Source organism: Corallincola platygyrae, assembly GCF_039544265.1.
GTDB lineage: Bacteria > Pseudomonadota > Gammaproteobacteria > Enterobacterales > Neiellaceae > Corallincola > Corallincola platygyrae.
Genome location: NZ_BAABLI010000017.1, coordinates 160,995 through 177,482 on the forward strand (window position 1 = coordinate 160,995; position 16,488 = coordinate 177,482).

Genomic DNA, 16,488 nt, shown 5'->3' on the forward strand with positions numbered 1-16,488 from the left:
GGGGTTCCTAAAACTTGAAGCCTCGATGAAGTGCGACGATGCCACCAGTCAGGTTGTAGTAATTCACCTGCTCAAAACCCTGTGTTTCCATCATCTGCTTCAATGTGTCTTGATCGGGGTGCATGCGAATAGACTCAGCCAAGTACTGATAGCTGGCACCATCATTGAGTACCGCCTCTCCCATCTTCGGCAATAAATGGAAACTATAGGCGTCGTATACCTTGCTCAACAACTTGATCTGGGGCTTTGAAAACTCCAGCACCAATAGACGGCCACCCGGTTTAAGCACACGCAGCATCGACGCCAGCGCTTTATCTTTATCTGTCACATTGCGCAGGCCAAAAGCGATGGTAATAAGATCGAAGTGGTTGTCAGGGAACGGCAGCGCTTCGGCATTGGCCTGCACATAGCTGACATTGCCCAAAACGCCGATATTGCGCAGCTTATCACGGCCCACTTTCAGCATTGAGCTGTTGATGTCAGCCAGAACGACTTGGCCGTCATCTCCCACCAACCTGGAAAAGCGCGCGGTAAGATCGCCTGTGCCGCCAGCCAGGTCCAAAACCCGCTGGCCGCGCCGGATGCCACTGCAATCGATAGTGAAACGCTTCCATACTCGATGGATACCGCCTGACATCAAATCATTCATTAAATCGTATTTGGCTGCAACGGAGTGGAATACATCCGCTACTAACGACTCTTTCTCTGATGCTGCTACGGTTTTAAAGCCGAAATGGGTGGTATCGCCTGCAGACTCGCTCACTTTTAGCCCCTATTTTTGTCAATCTCCTGCAGTTTACTGAAAAAGCTTTGATTCACCCACCCCGAAATTTTTTCCCTGCAACCACCATCAGGTTTATTTGTGGCAATAGCCAACTACACTTATCCATATAAATTAGGGATTTCTGTTTGGCTGATGATGAAAAACACAGTGACGACCTTATTGTTCTGGCTCGCCGCATCACCCGCCTGGGCTATGGACAACCAACTTAACGACTACTTTGCACCCGATGTTTTGGCCAAGGTAGAAAAGGCTTATGGCATCGAAGCAAGAGACAATCTGCTAGCCTGGCAACGGCTGATTGTTGAAGGACGAGCGCTGATTGATGATAAAGCCAAGCTGGAGCTGGCAAACCAATACCTCAATCAAATCAATTTCGTTTCTGATCAGGCTCACTGGCAGCAGGAAGATTACTGGGCAACACCGCTGGAGTTTATTGCGACATCCGGGGGAGATTGCGAAGACTACTCCGTAGCCAAACTGGAAACACTCCGCCTGATGGGTGTGCCGTCTGAAAAATTGCGACTGATGTACGTAAAAAACGTGGCCGATAACCAACCCCATATGGTGCTGACCTACCACCCCAGACATGGAGATATCCCACTGGTTCTAGACAATCTGGATGGTCAGGTACGCCTGGCCAGTGAGCGAAAAGACCTTAAACCAATAATCAGCTTCAACGATGATGGTCAGTGGCTAGCACGCGTACAAGGACGTGGCGGCAGTAAACTGAAAGAGGAGGGTGGCGAGTTCTGGGAAGCTTTGATGGACCGTATTCAACACCAGATTTAGGGCCTGTTTACCTCGCAGTAATAGCTCAAGGAGGGATTCGATGACATTGTCACGTCAACTGCTACAGCTCATTACATTGCTGTTGGGGCTGATGTTGTTAGCTAGCTGGCTTATCTATCTGCAAAGTGCCCGCAGCGACATTCAAAAGCAGTTAGGCAATCATGCCCAGGACACAGCCACTGCCTTAAGCTTAACCTTGGTACCTTATACTTCGCCGTGGGACAGTTCAGCCATTGAAGCGACCATAACGGCGCTGTATGACCGCGGTTATTTCAGTCAAATATCTATCCATGATAACGAAGGCAAACTGATTGCCGAGCGCCGCTCTTCTCCGCTTGCCAGAAATGGCACACCAAACTGGTTCAAACAACTTTACCCGTTAACCGCTCCCAGCAAACGGATGGAGCTGAGTGATGGCTGGCGCGTCACAGGCCGGGTTGAGGTAACGGCGGATTTGAGCGCTGCTTACCAAAGGCTCTGGATTACGGGCTGGAAGTTTATCCTTGCTGGCGCGGTCATTTTCGTTGTGGCGATTATCGGTGCACTGTTGCTGGTAAAACGCCTATTAAAGCCACTGCAGATGCTGCAGCAGAAGGCTGCCGAGATCGCAGAAGGCAAATTCCACCGCCTGAAAACAGACTCTGGCACCCGTGAAATAAATAGCTTGATTGAGAGTTTCAATCAGATGTCTGGCACGCTGCAAACCCTGTTCAGCGGACTGGAAGAGAAAGCATCACAGCTTCAGGCACAAGCCTATCTGGACGATGAGACCGGATTGGGCAATCGCCGCGCTTTTTTGGCTGAGTTAAACCAGATGACACAAACCGAACAAGCCTGTGCCGGTTGTGTTCTCTTGATAAAGCTGGAACTGGATTCACTTTATCAATCCCATGGTTATCAAGCTGTCACCCAGTTGTGGCGTCAGCTCGCTCCAAAGCTGATGTCTCAGCTTAAAGAGAGCCAGACCGCTTTTCGTGTCCATGACGAGGAAGTCACTATTCTGATGCCGCAGGCAGACAGAGCCGGTGCAGAGCGACTGGCAAACAGTCTACTGACGCTGCTGAATGAGCTGGACATTCATCAGCTTGAGCATGGTTTAGGTGGTATCGGTCTATGCTACTTCCGGCCCAAGGACCAACAAGATCAGATCCTGAGTGAATTAGATCTGGCAGTACAACACGCACAACAGCAAGGTAAATTCAGCTTGTATTTCAATACAGGTAACCGCGAGTTGCCTACTGTGTTGCTTACCAATCAAGGTCGTCAAAAACTGGTTGATGCCATTATTCAAGAGCAGCGATTTGAGTTCAAAGAGCAGGCCATTAAACGCCTGGACAAAGACTCGGTCGTCTACAAAGAGTGGTTACCACGCTTTGCTGATCTAAAAGGCCATTCATTACCTCCGGGCACAATCCTAACTCTGGCTCGCCAGTGTGAACGTTTACCTGCGCTGGAGATGGGTATTGGTAAAGAGGCGATCAGTTTTGCCAAGCAGCAGAATGGCCAACTGGCATTAAATATCGATCCAGTATCGCTTCAAGATGAAACATTTCTTGATTGGTTAGTCTCACATTGCAAAGCAGATGAAGAACTCGCTCAACGACTGACGTTAGAACTCGACGAGCGTCGCCTTACGCCAAACTATGAAGCTATCGCTGCAGATATTCTGCGACTTGAAGAAACCGGGGTATCTTTTGCTATCGACCATTTTGGAGCTGGCACCGCAAGCTTTTCATTGCTGACAGCGATGAAACCCAAATACCTCAAGCTTGATGGCCGCTTTACCCACCAACTTCCACTACTTCTGGATCACCAGTTCTTTATTCAAACCCTATTGCAGCTTTGCCGTGGCCTGAACACTAAGGTGATCGCTCTAGAAATTGAAAAGCAGGAAGATCTGGCGATGTTAAGACAGCTCGGCGTAGAGATGGGGCAGGGATATCTGCTGAATAAACCCACAGCGTTGGCCACTGCCTCGGCTGTAGCTTCATAGTCAAAAAGGGGCGTAAGGCCCCTTCTTTTTTTGGTGTTCTAAGCTTCCTAGTACAACAGGCTATAGAACTTACGGCGATACTCGGCTGCCAACGGATCGCCTTGTGGCAATGTGGCTAAAATATCTAACAAACTCGCTCTGGCATCACCATTCACTGCCGTCAGATCCTTCTTCAATAAAGAAAACAGAATAGCCAAGGCTTCGTCACTACGATTAGCGGCCTGATACTGCACGGCCAACCGATAACTCACTTCGACATCATCCGGAGCGTCAGCATGGGCTTGCTCTAACTCTCTTAGCTCAGGGGATTCCGCTGCTTGCTGCTTCAATTCAAGCTGAGACATTAAAGACTGGTAATAGCCATCCTGATCAGCCAGCCCTATTGACGCTAATAGCTCCGCCGCATCTTTCAATTTACCTAACGCCAACAAAGTATCAGCCAGCGACAGTCTGATGTCTGGCCTTGAGCCATCAAGTTCGTAGGCTCTCTTCAATAGGGGAAAAGCTTCTGTTGCTTGCTGCGCCTGCAATAGTTCCCGCGCCTGTGCCAGCAGCAGGTCCTGCTCCTTCGGCAAGTGTTTATCTAATACCGCACGCACTTGCTGTTCGTCGGCCTGGCCATCAAAACCATCCAGCATTTTGCCTTCTTTAACTACCATCACGGTAGGCAGAGCACGCACACCACACTGCATGGCCAACTGCTGATCAGCGGCACAGTTTACCCGACCGACAACAAGCTCATTTGGATACTCCGCGGCAATTTTCTCCAGCGTCTGGCTCATTGCCTGACACGCTTCCATTTCTGGCGCCCAGAACTCAAGCAGCAACAACTGATTAGCAGGCAAAGATTGAATGACCTGCTGAAAATTGGCGACTGAAACATCAAGGATATTAGGCGAGCTATTCACGGGTTCCACTGGAGACTCCAACTAGGTAATAACAAGTGCACGGGCAAGAGGGCTTGAATCTCGCCATCAATACTTGCAGATATGGGGGCAAGCTTAACAAAGCTCAATCCCTCCTCCCATCTATCAAAAAACTTTCAGAACCAAGTCACCTTATTGATAACACGACCATCTAAAAGTAGCTCAGATATCAACAGGTCTTAATTGAGGAATACGACACGCAAACAGGTAGGCAAACTGCACATCGCTCGCCTGTTAATGACAGAAGGGGAATCCCCATGAAAAAGTTTCTTATAATCACAGCAGCACTTACGTTATCAAGTTCAGTGATTGCTAATACCGGTTACGAAGAACCCACTTACCTCAATTATGCCGTACAGGCCTCAAAAGAGGGGACAGCGATTAAACTTGGTAGAACATTGGAAAACGGCGTTTTTGAGCCAGGTTATCTCAACTACCAGTTCGACCAGGAACCTGAAGATTTGGATGCATTACTTCGGACCAATCCACCAGCAGCAGGCCCCTCAACAGTGAACAACACTGAGGGATATGTTGAGCCAATTTACGTCAACTACGATGAATAGCTGTTCAGCCTGCATAAAAAAGCCTGGCTTGTAGCCAGGCTTTTTTACATACACAAATGTGTTAAGTATCAACGACGACGGAAACGACCCGCACCCACCATCAGCAGGCCAAGGCCAGCAAGCAGTGCAACCGAAGGTTCAGGAACAGCTACCGGCACAACATCATTAACGGCCAGCTCCATATAATCCAAGGTCTGATCAATACCATCATCTACGGCATACACATAGAGGTTGGCATCAACAAACGGATTAGTTTCCCAATACAAACCAAAGTGGTCAACGCCACCATTGAACTTGGCCTGACTGTAGTAATAGTCACCATCGGACTTAAACCACAAACCAAATGCCAAACCATCTGCAAGGCTCAGGTCAATGCTGCCAAACATACTGCTGGCAGTCATGGTAACCAAATCCCAGATCACATTTGAATCATCTCCGACCACGACTGTTTCATCAAAAATGGTCAGCATCGAAGAAATTGATTCATTGATGTAATCGTAATGGTACAAACCAAATGCATGGTCAAAGGTGTTGAACTGACCAAAACGGAACACCATTTCGAAGTTGCTGTCGTCAAGCACAGCGTCAGCATCGGTTAGAGTGAAAAGGCTGTCTCCGCTGTCATCAATACCATTGTATTGAGCAGGGATGATTGGCGCAGCGGCAACTGTGCCAGAAAATATAAGAGCAAAAACTAAAAGGAACGTCTTCATGACTGACCTCATCCATAATTGAAAGACATGCGACTACTTATCTGCAGTCTAATCATCAGCAAAGATCAGGCCAGAATATAACTAACTGTATTTATTGAATTTAACAGTTAAGAAATAACTAAATAGCATAATTTATTGACGATATGCATATGAAATACCTATTAATGGGTATCTTTTAATTCACATCAGCTATAACCGATGCGAAAAAGACAGACTTTTAGGATAAGCGAACAGTAATGATAACGATTTACACTACAGAGATTTTAAGAATGGAAGTCGAAGCGTAAAAAAGCCCGGCATATGCCGGGCTTTTACGAATGCCAATATCTTAGATTACTTACGGCGCAAGCGTCCTGCACCAAGCATCAGTAGACCCAATCCAGCCAGAGCAATCGCTGATGGTTCAGGCACGACACGTGTGAAGGTCAATGCTTCGATATAACCATTGTCGTATGCAGATACTACGATTGAAGTTCCAGCAGCAACAAATTTGGGTGCTGCCAAGGTATACAATCCATCATCAACGAGATCTACCGTTTTAGACCAGGCATTGATATCCAAACCCCATTCGTCCACAGAATCGTTCCAGCTATCACCATGACCGTTCAAAGTACCGCCATTAAACTGGATCGCGTCCAGCATGACAGCGAAATTGAAGGTTAGGTACAGCATTTCGCCTGGGTCAATGTTGTCTGAAGCACCAGCATCATTACCCAAACCACCTGAAGCAGGAGTGATATCTTGGATAATGTCGTCTTCCGGTGCTGTCACAACAAGCCAGTAGTCCTTCGCTTCGTTAATTCCAAGCTCAGAATCTAGGTCATAAGTCAGAGATGCGCCTTTATAGTCGGAGCAAGGGCCTGACTGAGGAGGTGTAGTAGGGAAGATAGTGGCACTGCAATCACCGCCAGGTGCACTATCAAATACCAATGTCACTGGCATTGGCATCACCATAGCCATCGCAGACGACGCAAGCAGCGTAGAAGCGGCCAAAGATGCCTTAATTAACGTTAAAACTTTCATACCTGAACCCCTTGTTTTCATAACACATGGAGTGAACAGTGGTACTGCGCGGCCCTCACATGACACTCGCCCCTGTGGGTACTTCACACGTAACTAAAGCAAGATGCTGGCCAAAATTTAACCAATTGTTTTTGTTTGTTTTTTTGTTGGGGAGATAAAGTTGGCGAAAAAAAAACCGACAATCGAAATATCTGTTTGTTTTTTCAACAGCGCTTTTATAGCTTTTAGTAATATAAAAAGGAGACAATCTCCCGCCAGCACTACTTTTTTAAGGTTGGCCAGCGCAACCGCCAGGGAGATAGAGTTTCCGCAAGTAAGGTTTTAAGCTTTTCTAAACGGTAAAACGCACCTTCTCCGGGCTCAGAGATTAAGCGCAAGTCATCATTTTTCCACTTAAATTCAATTGCATATGCATGAAGGTAAGTTCGATCAGCTTCTGAGCCGGCATACAAACCATCTCCATAAATAGGAGAACCCAGACTTTTGAGGGCGACTCTGATCTGATGAGTCTTGCCCGTATAGGGTTTAACCAAAAACACACGCAGCCCCTCGCCCAAGGCTGCGGTGAAAAAATGGCTGACAGCGGGATTGGTATTGCCTTTGGTTAATTTCCAGGCTCCACGCCTTGCTTTCACCATATCGCCGATCACAGCGCCCTGTTTTTTCCTGGGTTTCTTATCGCTGATGGCAAGGTAGTACTTGTTAATCGTTCGCTGCTCAAACAACTGGCCAAACTTTGCTGCACTTTCGGCATGTTTGGCGGCCAGGAGAATTCCTGAAGTCACCTTATCTAACCGATGAACAGGAAAAACCTTGGTATCGAAATAGGCACGTAGTAGCCCGAAAAAACCGGGGGCGATTGTGCCGTCATCATGCTTTTCATCATGACAACTGATACCCGGAGGCTTATCAAATGCCCAAAAGTCCTCATTTTCAAATAGGATTTTCGGCTCAAAATCAGCAGCAGCGTCACGCGTCACTGGACTCATCCTTGGCACCAACAATCTTTAAAGAGGGCTCCTCTTCTTTCGGCAGACTGTCCAGATCTATCTGTTTTTTGGCAGCTACGCCCAACTCCCGCATCGACTCTGCCTGACTAATCAGGTTGCCACGCCCGGTCGCCAGCCGCTTCATTGCAGTTTGATAGCTGTTGTGGGACTGCTCCAGGGATTTTCCAACTTTGTTGAGTTCATCCACAAATAAGCGCAGCTTGTCATACATAGCCGCTGCTTTGTCGGCAATATTCTGCGCATTCTGGTTCTGATACTCGTAACGCCAGATGTTATGCACCGTTCTCAGTGCAACTAACAGATTGGTCGGACTAACCAACATAATGTTGTTATCCAGCGCCAACTTAACCAAATCAGGCTGGTGATCAAGCGCCGCCAGGAAGGCAGCTTCGATAGGGATAAACATCAATACATAATCCAGGCTGTTGATGCCGGGGAGCTTATGGTAATCCTTGGCGCCCAATCCCTTAATATGATTTCGAATTGACTGAACGTGTGCCGACAACGCGGTTTCACGGGCGGCATTGTCATCACTATTAAAGTACTGTTCGTATGCCGTCAGCGATACCTTTGAATCGATGACGATTTGCTTGTTTTCGGGTAACTGAACAATCACATCGGGGCGGTATCGTTTACCCGAGTCCGTCGTTTGACTGACTTCCGTCTCATACTCATGCCCTTCACGGAGCCCAGACTCTTCCAGAACCCGCCCTAAGACAACTTCTCCCCAATTCCCTTGCTGTTTGCTATCCCCTTTTAATGCTTTGGTCAGATTCAGTGCATCTTCGCTCATCCGTTCGTTGAGCTTTTTTAAAGAGAGGATCTCGGATTTCAGGGTATGGCGCTCTTTCGCTTCTGTCTCGTATGCCTGTTGCACCTGCTTTTGAAATGCGCCTAGTTGCTGAGTCAGTGGGGCAAATGTGGCATTGAGCTTTTGTTGACTCTGTTGTTCAAATTGCTGTGACTTGGCATCAAAAATACGATTTGCCAGGTTTTCAAATTGCACCTGAAGACGTTGTTCTGATTTCTCAAGCAACACCAACTTTTCCGATGCAGCCTCATGTTGCGCCTGATAACGAGCTTCAACCTCAGTTTTTTCCAACTGCAATTGCTGCGTTTTTTCCTGCAATAAACGGTATTCGGCCTGAAGGTCAGCTAGCTCATCTTGCCTGCCCACCAGTTGCTGCTCAGTTTCACTCTTCTGACTACGCAACAGAGAGGATCGATAAGCTAACGCTGAAGTGGCAATCAACAACAGCAGGGATAGTGAAGCAAGAATGATTATCAGCAGCTGCGGATCCAACAGAAAACACTCCAAATTCAGACGGGTATCAGCTAGAGCATAACGCTGGTGCGGAGCGAGCCGCAAGAAAAGGGGAAAGACACTCAGTAAAAACATCGGGGCTGAAACGACAAAGCCCCCGGCTTTTGCCGAGGGCTCTGAAGAAATGGTCGGCGATGCAGGATTTGAACCTGCGACCCCTTGGACCCAAACCAAGTGCGCTACCAAACTGCGCTAATCGCCGACACTAAAACTGGGGTGGCTGATGGGGCTCGAACCCACGACCACCGGAATCACAATCCAGGGCTCTACCAACTGAGCTACAGCCACCAGTACTACTTTTTGCTGAATTCTTGCGTTGCCTTGGCGCGCCCGACAGGATTTGAACCTGTGACCTTTGGCTCCGGAGGCCAACGCTCTATCCAGCTGAGCTACGGGCGCTCACCTGCCTTCAGCGGGTGCGCATAGTACAAAAGGGTTTATCGCTTGTCTACGTTTTTTTTAAAGAATCTGAAAAACAATTGTCATTTGCTGTTTTATTGCCTGAAATTTCAGCAGTCTTAGCATTTTAGCTACCGACATTTAACGTTATAATCGCTTCAACTCGGTGTCTGGTATGCTTACTTAAAAGGCACCACTTAAAACAAATAGAGAGAGAAGATCCCGATGGCAACCCCTTTGCAGCAGCTGCTGATCGCTGGCCTGGCCGGCATGGTCCTGGCTACCCCTTTGGCCGCAAAAGAACCTACCAATGATGAGATCCAGTCACGTATTAAGCCTGTGGGTGAACTCTATATTGAGGGTGATGCTCCTGCTGTTGCGGCCGCTGCTGAACCTGCTGGCCCTCGCTCAGGCGCCGATATATATCAGGCAGCCTGTTTTGCCTGCCACGGTACTGGCGCATTGAACGCACCTAAGAAAGACGATGCTAACGCTTGGGCCCCTCGCCTAGCCCAAGGCATGGACGTGGTCCTGAAGCACGCGATTGATGGCTTCAACGCCATGCCACCTCGTGGAACATGTGCAGACTGCTCAGACGAAGATATCCAGGCAGCCATCGATTACATGGTTGAAGGCATCTAAGCCTAATTCAACCCTGATTCTAAAAACCGCCATCCGGCGGTTTTTTTATATACATGGATGTATGGTATGTCGCGGGCACATGGACGTGCAGGAGCGACGATATACATGGACGAACGGTATGTCGCGAGTGCATGGTACCCAAAACACTTTGTGGGGCATGCTAATGCACTGGAGCGGCGATACCCAAAGGGCACTCTGTGTTCAGGACGAACGGTCGAAAACTGTTCCTTACTATATCGACATTCCCGACATCCTTGGCGGTCATATATTGCGGGGCTGATTCAAATGGAAAAGCTCGGAAAAAAGACGACGCTTTGCCGCTGCCTCTCTAGAGAATTTACCCATTTTGTAACCCAGCGCACACTCGCAATGTGTGCCATGTCTAAGTTCAGATCTTCCTCATGATCGGCTCGAAAAACCACTGCTAGGCTTAAAATCCGGTCGATTTTTGACCCGATTCCGGATCCGCTTCGTAAGCAATATCGCTGAACTACGAATTAGATCCGTAGAGGTAACAGAACCATGAGTATGCATCACCGTCACCAGCAAAGATTGTTGCGCCTTTATCGTGGTCAGCAACAGCGCCACAACCGTCTTCTTGCACAACTGTGCAAATACACTCAGGACGGCAACATGGAACAGCTATATTGCCTGTTTCACGAGTATGTGAGCAGCTTATTGCCGTGTGAAAATATTTATATTGCGTTGAAAGCTTCGCAAAAATCAGCGCTAAAAATCGTCTATGCGGTTGACGGTAAAGACCAGCTGAGCATGCTTTCTCTCAGCCAGGAACAACTCATGGCCGGGCTAACCGGCATGGTGATGCAAACCAATGAACCACTGCTCTGCGGCCCGGAACAGTTCGCTCAGATAGAATCGCTCGGTCTGGCAACCCAAGTCGGCAAACTTGCCCATAGCTGGCTGGGTGCACCCATTCAAATAGAAGGTGAGGCAGTCGGAGTGGTGGCCGTACAGTCATATAAAGGCCAGAAGGCTCACAAGCAATCCAACATAGCCCTGTTAACCTCCGCAGTCCATCTGCTTAGTTCAGAATTAGCCCGCTCTGGTAGGATTTCTGTTCACAATAAAATCGAGGCAACAGATAAGAACCAAATCTCGACCTTGCTGTATCAGGCCAGGCATGACCCGCTGACCGGTCTGCCCAACCGGCAAATGCTGTTGGAGAGATTGGAACAGGCGATCGCCCATCACAAGCGCCATACCGATCATCAGTTCGCGCTACTGTTCGTAGATCTCGACCGTTTCAAGCGAATCAATGATTCCCTCGGTCATATGGCAGGTGATCAGGTACTGATTGAAGCAGGGGAGAGACTCGTTAATTGCATTCGCCGAAACGATCTACTCGCCAGGCTTGGCGGTGATGAGTTTGTTATCTTGCTGGACACGTTGAATCACAAGCAGGCGGCAGAAGAGATCGCGCAGCGCACGCTACAGGCGATAAGCGAACCTTTCAATGTTGAGGGATGCAGTTTTCAAATTGGCTGCAGCATCGGATTAGCCTATTGTCATAGTGGCTACCACCACCCAGAAGAGCTATTGCGTGACGCCGATACCGCGATGTACCAGGCAAAAACGGCTGGCCGGGAGTGCTACATCACTTTTGATGCCAGCATGCGCCAGGCGCATGACCAAGCCTTCGCCATGGAGCAAGCTATCCGACAGGGCTTGAAACACGGCCAGTTCATTCCCCATTTTCAACCAATCATCGATCTGAAAAGCAATAAGATTGTTGGGCTTGAAGCGCTGCTACGCTGGCACCACCCAAGTGAAGGGATCAAACATCCCAAGGCGTTTTTGGTCACAGCGACAGACAGCGGACTGATTGTTGCGATTGACCGCATGATGCTCACCGAGGTGTGTTATCAACTGGCAGCACTGCCCCCAGAGCAAGCACCGATGATGGCGGTTAACCTCAGCCATAGACACCTGCTTCATCCCGCACATGTGCAATCGCTGTTGAGTATTATTGATAACAGTGGCGTAGAGAAGAGCAAGTTGCTGCTGGAGTTTGCCGAAGCAGACTGTGTGCAGATGAAACAAACCGCTATCGACAGTTTGGCAACGCTAAAACAGGCAGGCGTGCACCTGGCCATCGATCAGTTTGGTAGTGGTCAGGCATCTCTGCAGTTACTGCAGCAGTGTCCGGTGGACTTTATCAAGTTGGATCAGCAGTTTGTCAGCCAGCTGTCAGAAGGCAAACGCCAACAGGCGCTGTTTAGAGCGCTGCTGGATCTTAGCCAGCAGATGGGATGTGAATTGGTTGCAGAGGGTATTGAAGATGCCCAGCAGCAAAAGCAACTGACCGCCATGGGTTGTCGTTATGGCCAGGGCTTCTGGCTGGCTAAGCCTGAAGCCCATCTGGCTAAGATGTTTGCTGTTGATAACGTTGCGCACTCAAAGTGACCAAGACGTTTTCAGGCAAATATTAAGACTTGTTCAGCATCGCCTTCATCGCTGCCAGGTGAGCCAGCCCGGTTTTCTGCTGCTCCTCTTTAGATTTAGGCGTGGCACCTTCCCAGATCAGGTCATCCTGCGGCAATTCGTGCAGGAAGCGGCTGGGCTCGGGGCGATAAGTTTCACCAAACTGGCGGCGCTCTCGGCAAACAATAAACACCAGCTCCTGCTGAGCGCGGGTGATCCCCACATAAGCCAAACGACGCTCTTCATCGACATTATCTTCATCGATACTGCTCTGGTGAGGTAGCAGGCCCTCTTCCATACCAATCATGTAGACGTAAGGGAACTCGAGACCTTTAGACGAGTGCAATGTCATCAGCTGGACCTGGTCAGCGTCATCTTCCCCTTCGTTGCGCTCCATCATATCGCGCAGAGTCAAACGCGTGACGACTTCAGGCAGTGTCATCGGTTCATCCAGATCATCACCCTCAAGCATGCCAGTGATCCAGCGATACAGCTCTGAAACGTTTTTCATCCGCATCTCAGCGGCTTTAGGACTGGGCGAGGTATCGTACAACCACTCTTCGTAGTTAATATCCCGTACCAACTGACGCACCGCTTCAATGGTCTCACCGCGCTGAGCAAAATCCGCCAGCTCTACCATCCAACGGGTAAAGCGCTGCAAAGCCGCCAACCCTCGACCGGTCAGATGCTGCTCCAGGCCCAATTCAAAACTGGCAGCAAACAGGCTGATACCGCGCATATTGGCGTAGTTACCCAGCTTCTCCAACGTGGCCGGACCGATCTCCCGCTTTGGCACATTGACGATACGCAGAAACGCATTGTCATCATCATGGTTCACCAACAAACGCAGGTAACTCATGATGTCCTTAATCTCTGCCCGGGAGAAAAAGCTAGTGCCCCCGGATATCTTGTAAGGAATGCGGTTGGTCATCAGCGACCGCTCAATTAAACGGGACTGGTGGTTACCGCGATACAGGATGGAGTAATCCTTGTAGTTGGTGCGGTTCATAAACTTATGACTGAGCAGCTCTGCCACGGTGCGCTCTGCTTCATGCTCTTCATCCTTGGCATAGAGCACTTTCAAGCGTTCGCCATAGCCCAATTCACTGAACAGGCGTTTGTCGAAGATATGGTCATTGTTGGCGATCAAAATGTTGGCGGCATTTAGAATACAGCCAGTAGAACGATAGTTTTGCTCCAGTTTGATCACTTTGAGGGTAGGGAAGTCCTGCTGCAACAGGGCCAGGTTCTTGGGCTGCGCACCACGCCAGGAGTAGATCGACTGGTCATCATCACCCACCACAGTGAATCTGGCACGCTCTCCCACCAACAGCTTCACCAGCTCATACTGGCTGGTGTTGGTATCCTGATACTCATCCACCAGCAGATAACGGATGCGGTTCTGCCAGCGCTGGCGTACCTCTTCGTTCTGCTTCAATAACAGGGTCGGCAACAAGATCAGGTCATCAAAATCGAGTGCGTTGTAAGCCGTCAAATGACGTTGATAACGCTCATACAACATCGCCAGCTGCTGCTCACCACCACTTTGCGCTATTTGTATCGCTTGAGCAGGCATGATCAAGTCGTTCTTCCAACGGGATATCTGATTGAGCAGCAGGTTGATCATATCTTTATCACCCTGAAACTCTTTGTCGGTCAACTCACCGATCAGCGCGCGGCTATCCTGATCATCAAACAGGGTAAAACCCGCTTTCATGCCAAGAGTTTCCACTTCACGTTTAAGGATGGTCAATCCAAGCGTATGGAATGTGGAAACAATCAACCCTCGAGCTTCTTTGCGACCCAAGGTCTGACCCACACGCTCTTTCATCTCACGCGCCGCTTTGTTGGTAAATGTCACCGCCGCAATATGACGCGCTTTGTAATCACACTCCCGAACCAAGTGGGCAATTTTCAAGGTGATTACGCGAGTTTTACCCGAGCCAGCACCCGCCAGCACCAGGCATGGGCCAGAGATATGTTTAACAGCGCTGTCTTGTGCAGGGTTTAGTTTCATCAGATCCGAACTAGGCTAAAGGGCATACAACGCGGCAATTTTACTGTAACCAGAAGCAAAGTTCAGAGAATTTCCACTCTGTCACTGGTTGTTACAAATAGAACATATGAATGAACGTTCATTCAGTTACACTAGATAGGCTATGACTGATAAACGCCAGAAGATCTTAGACGCTGCCAGAACTACCTTGGCCATCAAGGGGTTCCATGGCACGACCATGAGCGATATATCACGCCAGGCAGGTGTTGCCGCCGGCACTTTGTACCTCTACTTCGAAGACAAAGACACACTGCTTGAACAAACCCTGGCCGATAATCTGGAGCAGATAGCACACGCCTGCTTCCAATCTCATGATCCTAGCCAATCCCCACACCAGCAATTTGTGCAAATCTGGACCGCCTTGGCGGCGTTTCTGATCGAACATCCACAAATGTTGCACGGCTGGGAATTGTCACGTCATGTCACGGATAAGGCTCGGCTACATCAGTTGCAACAAAAAAAGCAGACACTGTTCATGCCGATCCGTGAACTCTTTGAGACGGGCCTCAACTCTGGTCAGTTGAAGCCTATTCCGATGGAGCTGCTGGCGGCTATTGGATTAGAGAGTTGTGCCGCACTGGTACGCCGCCATATTGACGGCCAGTTCCTATTGGATGAAAAGATGATTGCCATCGCCTCAGAGGCAAGTTGGCAAGCTATCGCAAGTTAACCTGAGAGAATAAAAGTGAAACAGCGTACGAAACGAATTGTCGTCTCCCTACTCATGCTGGTGGTTGTGGTTCTTGTATTTGGCAGTGTTATTGGATTTAACCTGTTTAAGCAGAAAATGATCAGCGAATACATGGCGAATCAGCCCGCACCAACTTTCCCCGTGACCACGGCTCAAGTGATGCCTTCAGATTGGATCCCATCGATTGAATCCATTGGTTTCATCGAACCCTATCGAGGCGTCACCATCAAGAATGAGAGCGCCGGGGTGATTGACAGTATTTTGGTCGACTCAGGGGCCAAGGTAACAGAAGGGACATTATTGATGTCTCTGGATACCGATGTTGAACGTGCCAACCTGAAACGCTCTGAAGCCCAGTTGCCCGCGCTAAAAGCCCAGGCCAGGCGAATGCAAACCCTCTACAAGAGTGGCAGTGCATCCGAGGGGCAGCGCGATGAAGCCGTGGCGCACTATGAAGCTCAGATCGCTGATGTTGCTTCACTCAAGGCGACCATTGCTCGCCGCGAGATCCGCGCCCCGTTTGATGGCCAAATAGGTATTCGCCAAGTGTTTCTTGGTCAGTATCTGGAAGCGGGTAGCGACGTGGTTAGGCTCGAAGACACCTCCACCATGCGTATTCGCTTTACGATCCCTCAGAATCAGTTAAGCCAGGTGCATGTGAATCAAACCATCGAAGTCTCAGTGGATGCTTATCCACAGACAACATTCCGCGGCAAAATCACCACCATTGAGCCGGCGGTTAATTTCCAAAGCGGCGTGGTGCAGATCCAGGCCGATGTACCAAATGAAAACGGTGTATTGCGCTCAGGTATGTTCGCTCGCGTTAACGTGATCCTGCCGACACTGAAACAGCAGTTAGTGGTGCCTCAAACCGCCATCAACTTCACTCTGTACGGCGAAACCATCTATGTGGCAACCAAGAAAGAGGGGAGTGATCAGCTGATCGCAGAGCAGCGCACAATTCATGTCGAAGAACGTCGCAGCGATGTGGCACGCATCACCGGACTGCAGCCAGGGGAGACTATCGTGACCTCGGGCCAGGTTAGACTCTCTAATGGTAGTCAGATCCGTGTAGTAGAGAGTGATGCCCTCAATACCCCGGCGGAGATCCCTGCGCTTTAGCGCTGGTGAAG

14 protein-coding genes and 3 tRNA genes are annotated in these 16,488 nt (G+C 49.2%); 7 read left to right on the top strand and 10 right to left on the bottom strand.

The window, feature by feature from the left end; all coding sequences use genetic code 11:
- Positions 1-7 precede the first annotated feature (7 nt).
- Positions 8-763: a bifunctional demethylmenaquinone methyltransferase/2-methoxy-6-polyprenyl-1,4-benzoquinol methylase UbiE gene (ubiE, locus tag ABEA14_RS15385; RefSeq protein ID WP_345341079.1), complete on the bottom strand. Its 756-nt coding sequence runs from the start codon at positions 761-763 to the stop codon at positions 8-10.
- Between the two features lie 153 nt (positions 764-916).
- Here ubiE and ABEA14_RS15390 point away from each other — a divergent pair, with 153 nt between their 5' ends.
- The gene (locus tag ABEA14_RS15390; protein ID WP_345341081.1) at positions 917-1,573 is read left to right on the top strand and encodes a transglutaminase-like cysteine peptidase; all 657 of its coding nucleotides are present in this window, start codon (positions 917-919) and stop codon (positions 1,571-1,573) included.
- Positions 1,574-1,613: 40 nt separating this feature from the next.
- On the top strand, positions 1,614-3,566 hold the full coding sequence (locus ABEA14_RS15395; protein ID WP_345341083.1) for a bifunctional diguanylate cyclase/phosphodiesterase: 1,953 nt from the start codon (positions 1,614-1,616) through the stop codon (positions 3,564-3,566).
- A gap of 47 nt (positions 3,567-3,613) precedes the next feature.
- Here the strand turns inward: ABEA14_RS15395 and ABEA14_RS15400 are convergent, their stop codons facing one another.
- On the bottom strand, positions 3,614-4,483 hold the full coding sequence (locus ABEA14_RS15400; RefSeq protein WP_345341086.1) for a tetratricopeptide repeat protein: 870 nt from the start codon (positions 4,481-4,483) through the stop codon (positions 3,614-3,616).
- Positions 4,484-4,749: 266 nt separating this feature from the next.
- Between ABEA14_RS15400 and ABEA14_RS15405 the strand changes: the two genes are divergently transcribed.
- A complete protein-coding gene (locus ABEA14_RS15405) occupies positions 4,750-5,055 on the top strand; it encodes a hypothetical protein (RefSeq protein WP_345341089.1) in 306 nt (101 codons plus the stop codon).
- Between the two features lie 68 nt (positions 5,056-5,123).
- Here the strand turns inward: ABEA14_RS15405 and ABEA14_RS15410 are convergent, their stop codons facing one another.
- The 7 genes from ABEA14_RS15410 to ABEA14_RS15440 all read right to left on the bottom strand — a co-directional run bounded on the left by ABEA14_RS15410 (position 5,124) and on the right by ABEA14_RS15440 (position 9,524).
- On the bottom strand, positions 5,124-5,768 hold the full coding sequence (locus ABEA14_RS15410) for a hypothetical protein (RefSeq protein WP_345341091.1): 645 nt from the start codon (positions 5,766-5,768) through the stop codon (positions 5,124-5,126).
- Between the two features lie 333 nt (positions 5,769-6,101).
- The gene (locus ABEA14_RS15415) at positions 6,102-6,791 is read right to left on the bottom strand and encodes a PEP-CTERM sorting domain-containing protein (protein WP_345341093.1); all 690 of its coding nucleotides are present in this window, start codon (positions 6,789-6,791) and stop codon (positions 6,102-6,104) included.
- 260 nt (positions 6,792-7,051) lie between these two features.
- Positions 7,052-7,780, bottom strand: coding sequence for a TIGR01621 family pseudouridine synthase (locus ABEA14_RS15420; protein ID WP_345341095.1), 729 nt, complete (start codon positions 7,778-7,780; stop codon positions 7,052-7,054).
- A complete protein-coding gene (gene rmuC / locus ABEA14_RS15425) occupies positions 7,761-9,104 on the bottom strand; it encodes a DNA recombination protein RmuC (RefSeq protein ID WP_345341097.1) in 1,344 nt (447 codons plus the stop codon). The genes ABEA14_RS15420 and rmuC overlap by 20 nt, the downstream gene beginning before the upstream one ends.
- 146 nt (positions 9,105-9,250) lie before the next feature.
- A tRNA-Pro gene (locus ABEA14_RS15430) sits at positions 9,251-9,327 on the bottom strand.
- Positions 9,328-9,337: 10 nt separating this feature from the next.
- Positions 9,338-9,413, bottom strand: a tRNA-His gene (locus ABEA14_RS15435).
- A gap of 34 nt (positions 9,414-9,447) precedes the next feature.
- A tRNA-Arg gene (locus ABEA14_RS15440) sits at positions 9,448-9,524 on the bottom strand.
- Between the two features lie 225 nt (positions 9,525-9,749).
- Between ABEA14_RS15440 and ABEA14_RS15445 the strand changes: the two genes are divergently transcribed.
- Together ABEA14_RS15445 and ABEA14_RS15450 are read left to right on the top strand one after the other, a co-directional pair.
- Complete coding sequence (locus tag ABEA14_RS15445; protein WP_377776214.1) at positions 9,750-10,166, top strand: c-type cytochrome; 417 nt, start codon at positions 9,750-9,752, stop codon at positions 10,164-10,166.
- Between the two features lie 522 nt (positions 10,167-10,688).
- Entirely contained in the window at positions 10,689-12,590 is a 1,902-nt protein-coding gene (locus ABEA14_RS15450) for a bifunctional diguanylate cyclase/phosphodiesterase (protein ID WP_345341099.1), read from the top strand.
- A 22-nt stretch (positions 12,591-12,612) separates the two neighbouring features.
- On the opposite strand, the gene rep is transcribed toward ABEA14_RS15450, so the two are convergent.
- Positions 12,613-14,625, bottom strand: coding sequence for a DNA helicase Rep (gene rep / locus ABEA14_RS15455; protein ID WP_345341101.1), 2,013 nt, complete (start codon positions 14,623-14,625; stop codon positions 12,613-12,615).
- Positions 14,626-14,767: 142 nt separating this feature from the next.
- Here rep and ABEA14_RS15460 point away from each other — a divergent pair, with 142 nt between their 5' ends.
- Both ABEA14_RS15460 and ABEA14_RS15465 read left to right on the top strand, forming a co-directional pair.
- Positions 14,768-15,334: a TetR/AcrR family transcriptional regulator gene (locus ABEA14_RS15460; RefSeq protein WP_345341103.1), complete on the top strand. Its 567-nt coding sequence runs from the start codon at positions 14,768-14,770 to the stop codon at positions 15,332-15,334.
- 54 nt (positions 15,335-15,388) lie between these two features.
- A complete protein-coding gene (locus ABEA14_RS15465) occupies positions 15,389-16,477 on the top strand; it encodes an efflux RND transporter periplasmic adaptor subunit (RefSeq protein ID WP_345341340.1) in 1,089 nt (362 codons plus the stop codon).
- Positions 16,478-16,488 lie beyond the last annotated feature (11 nt).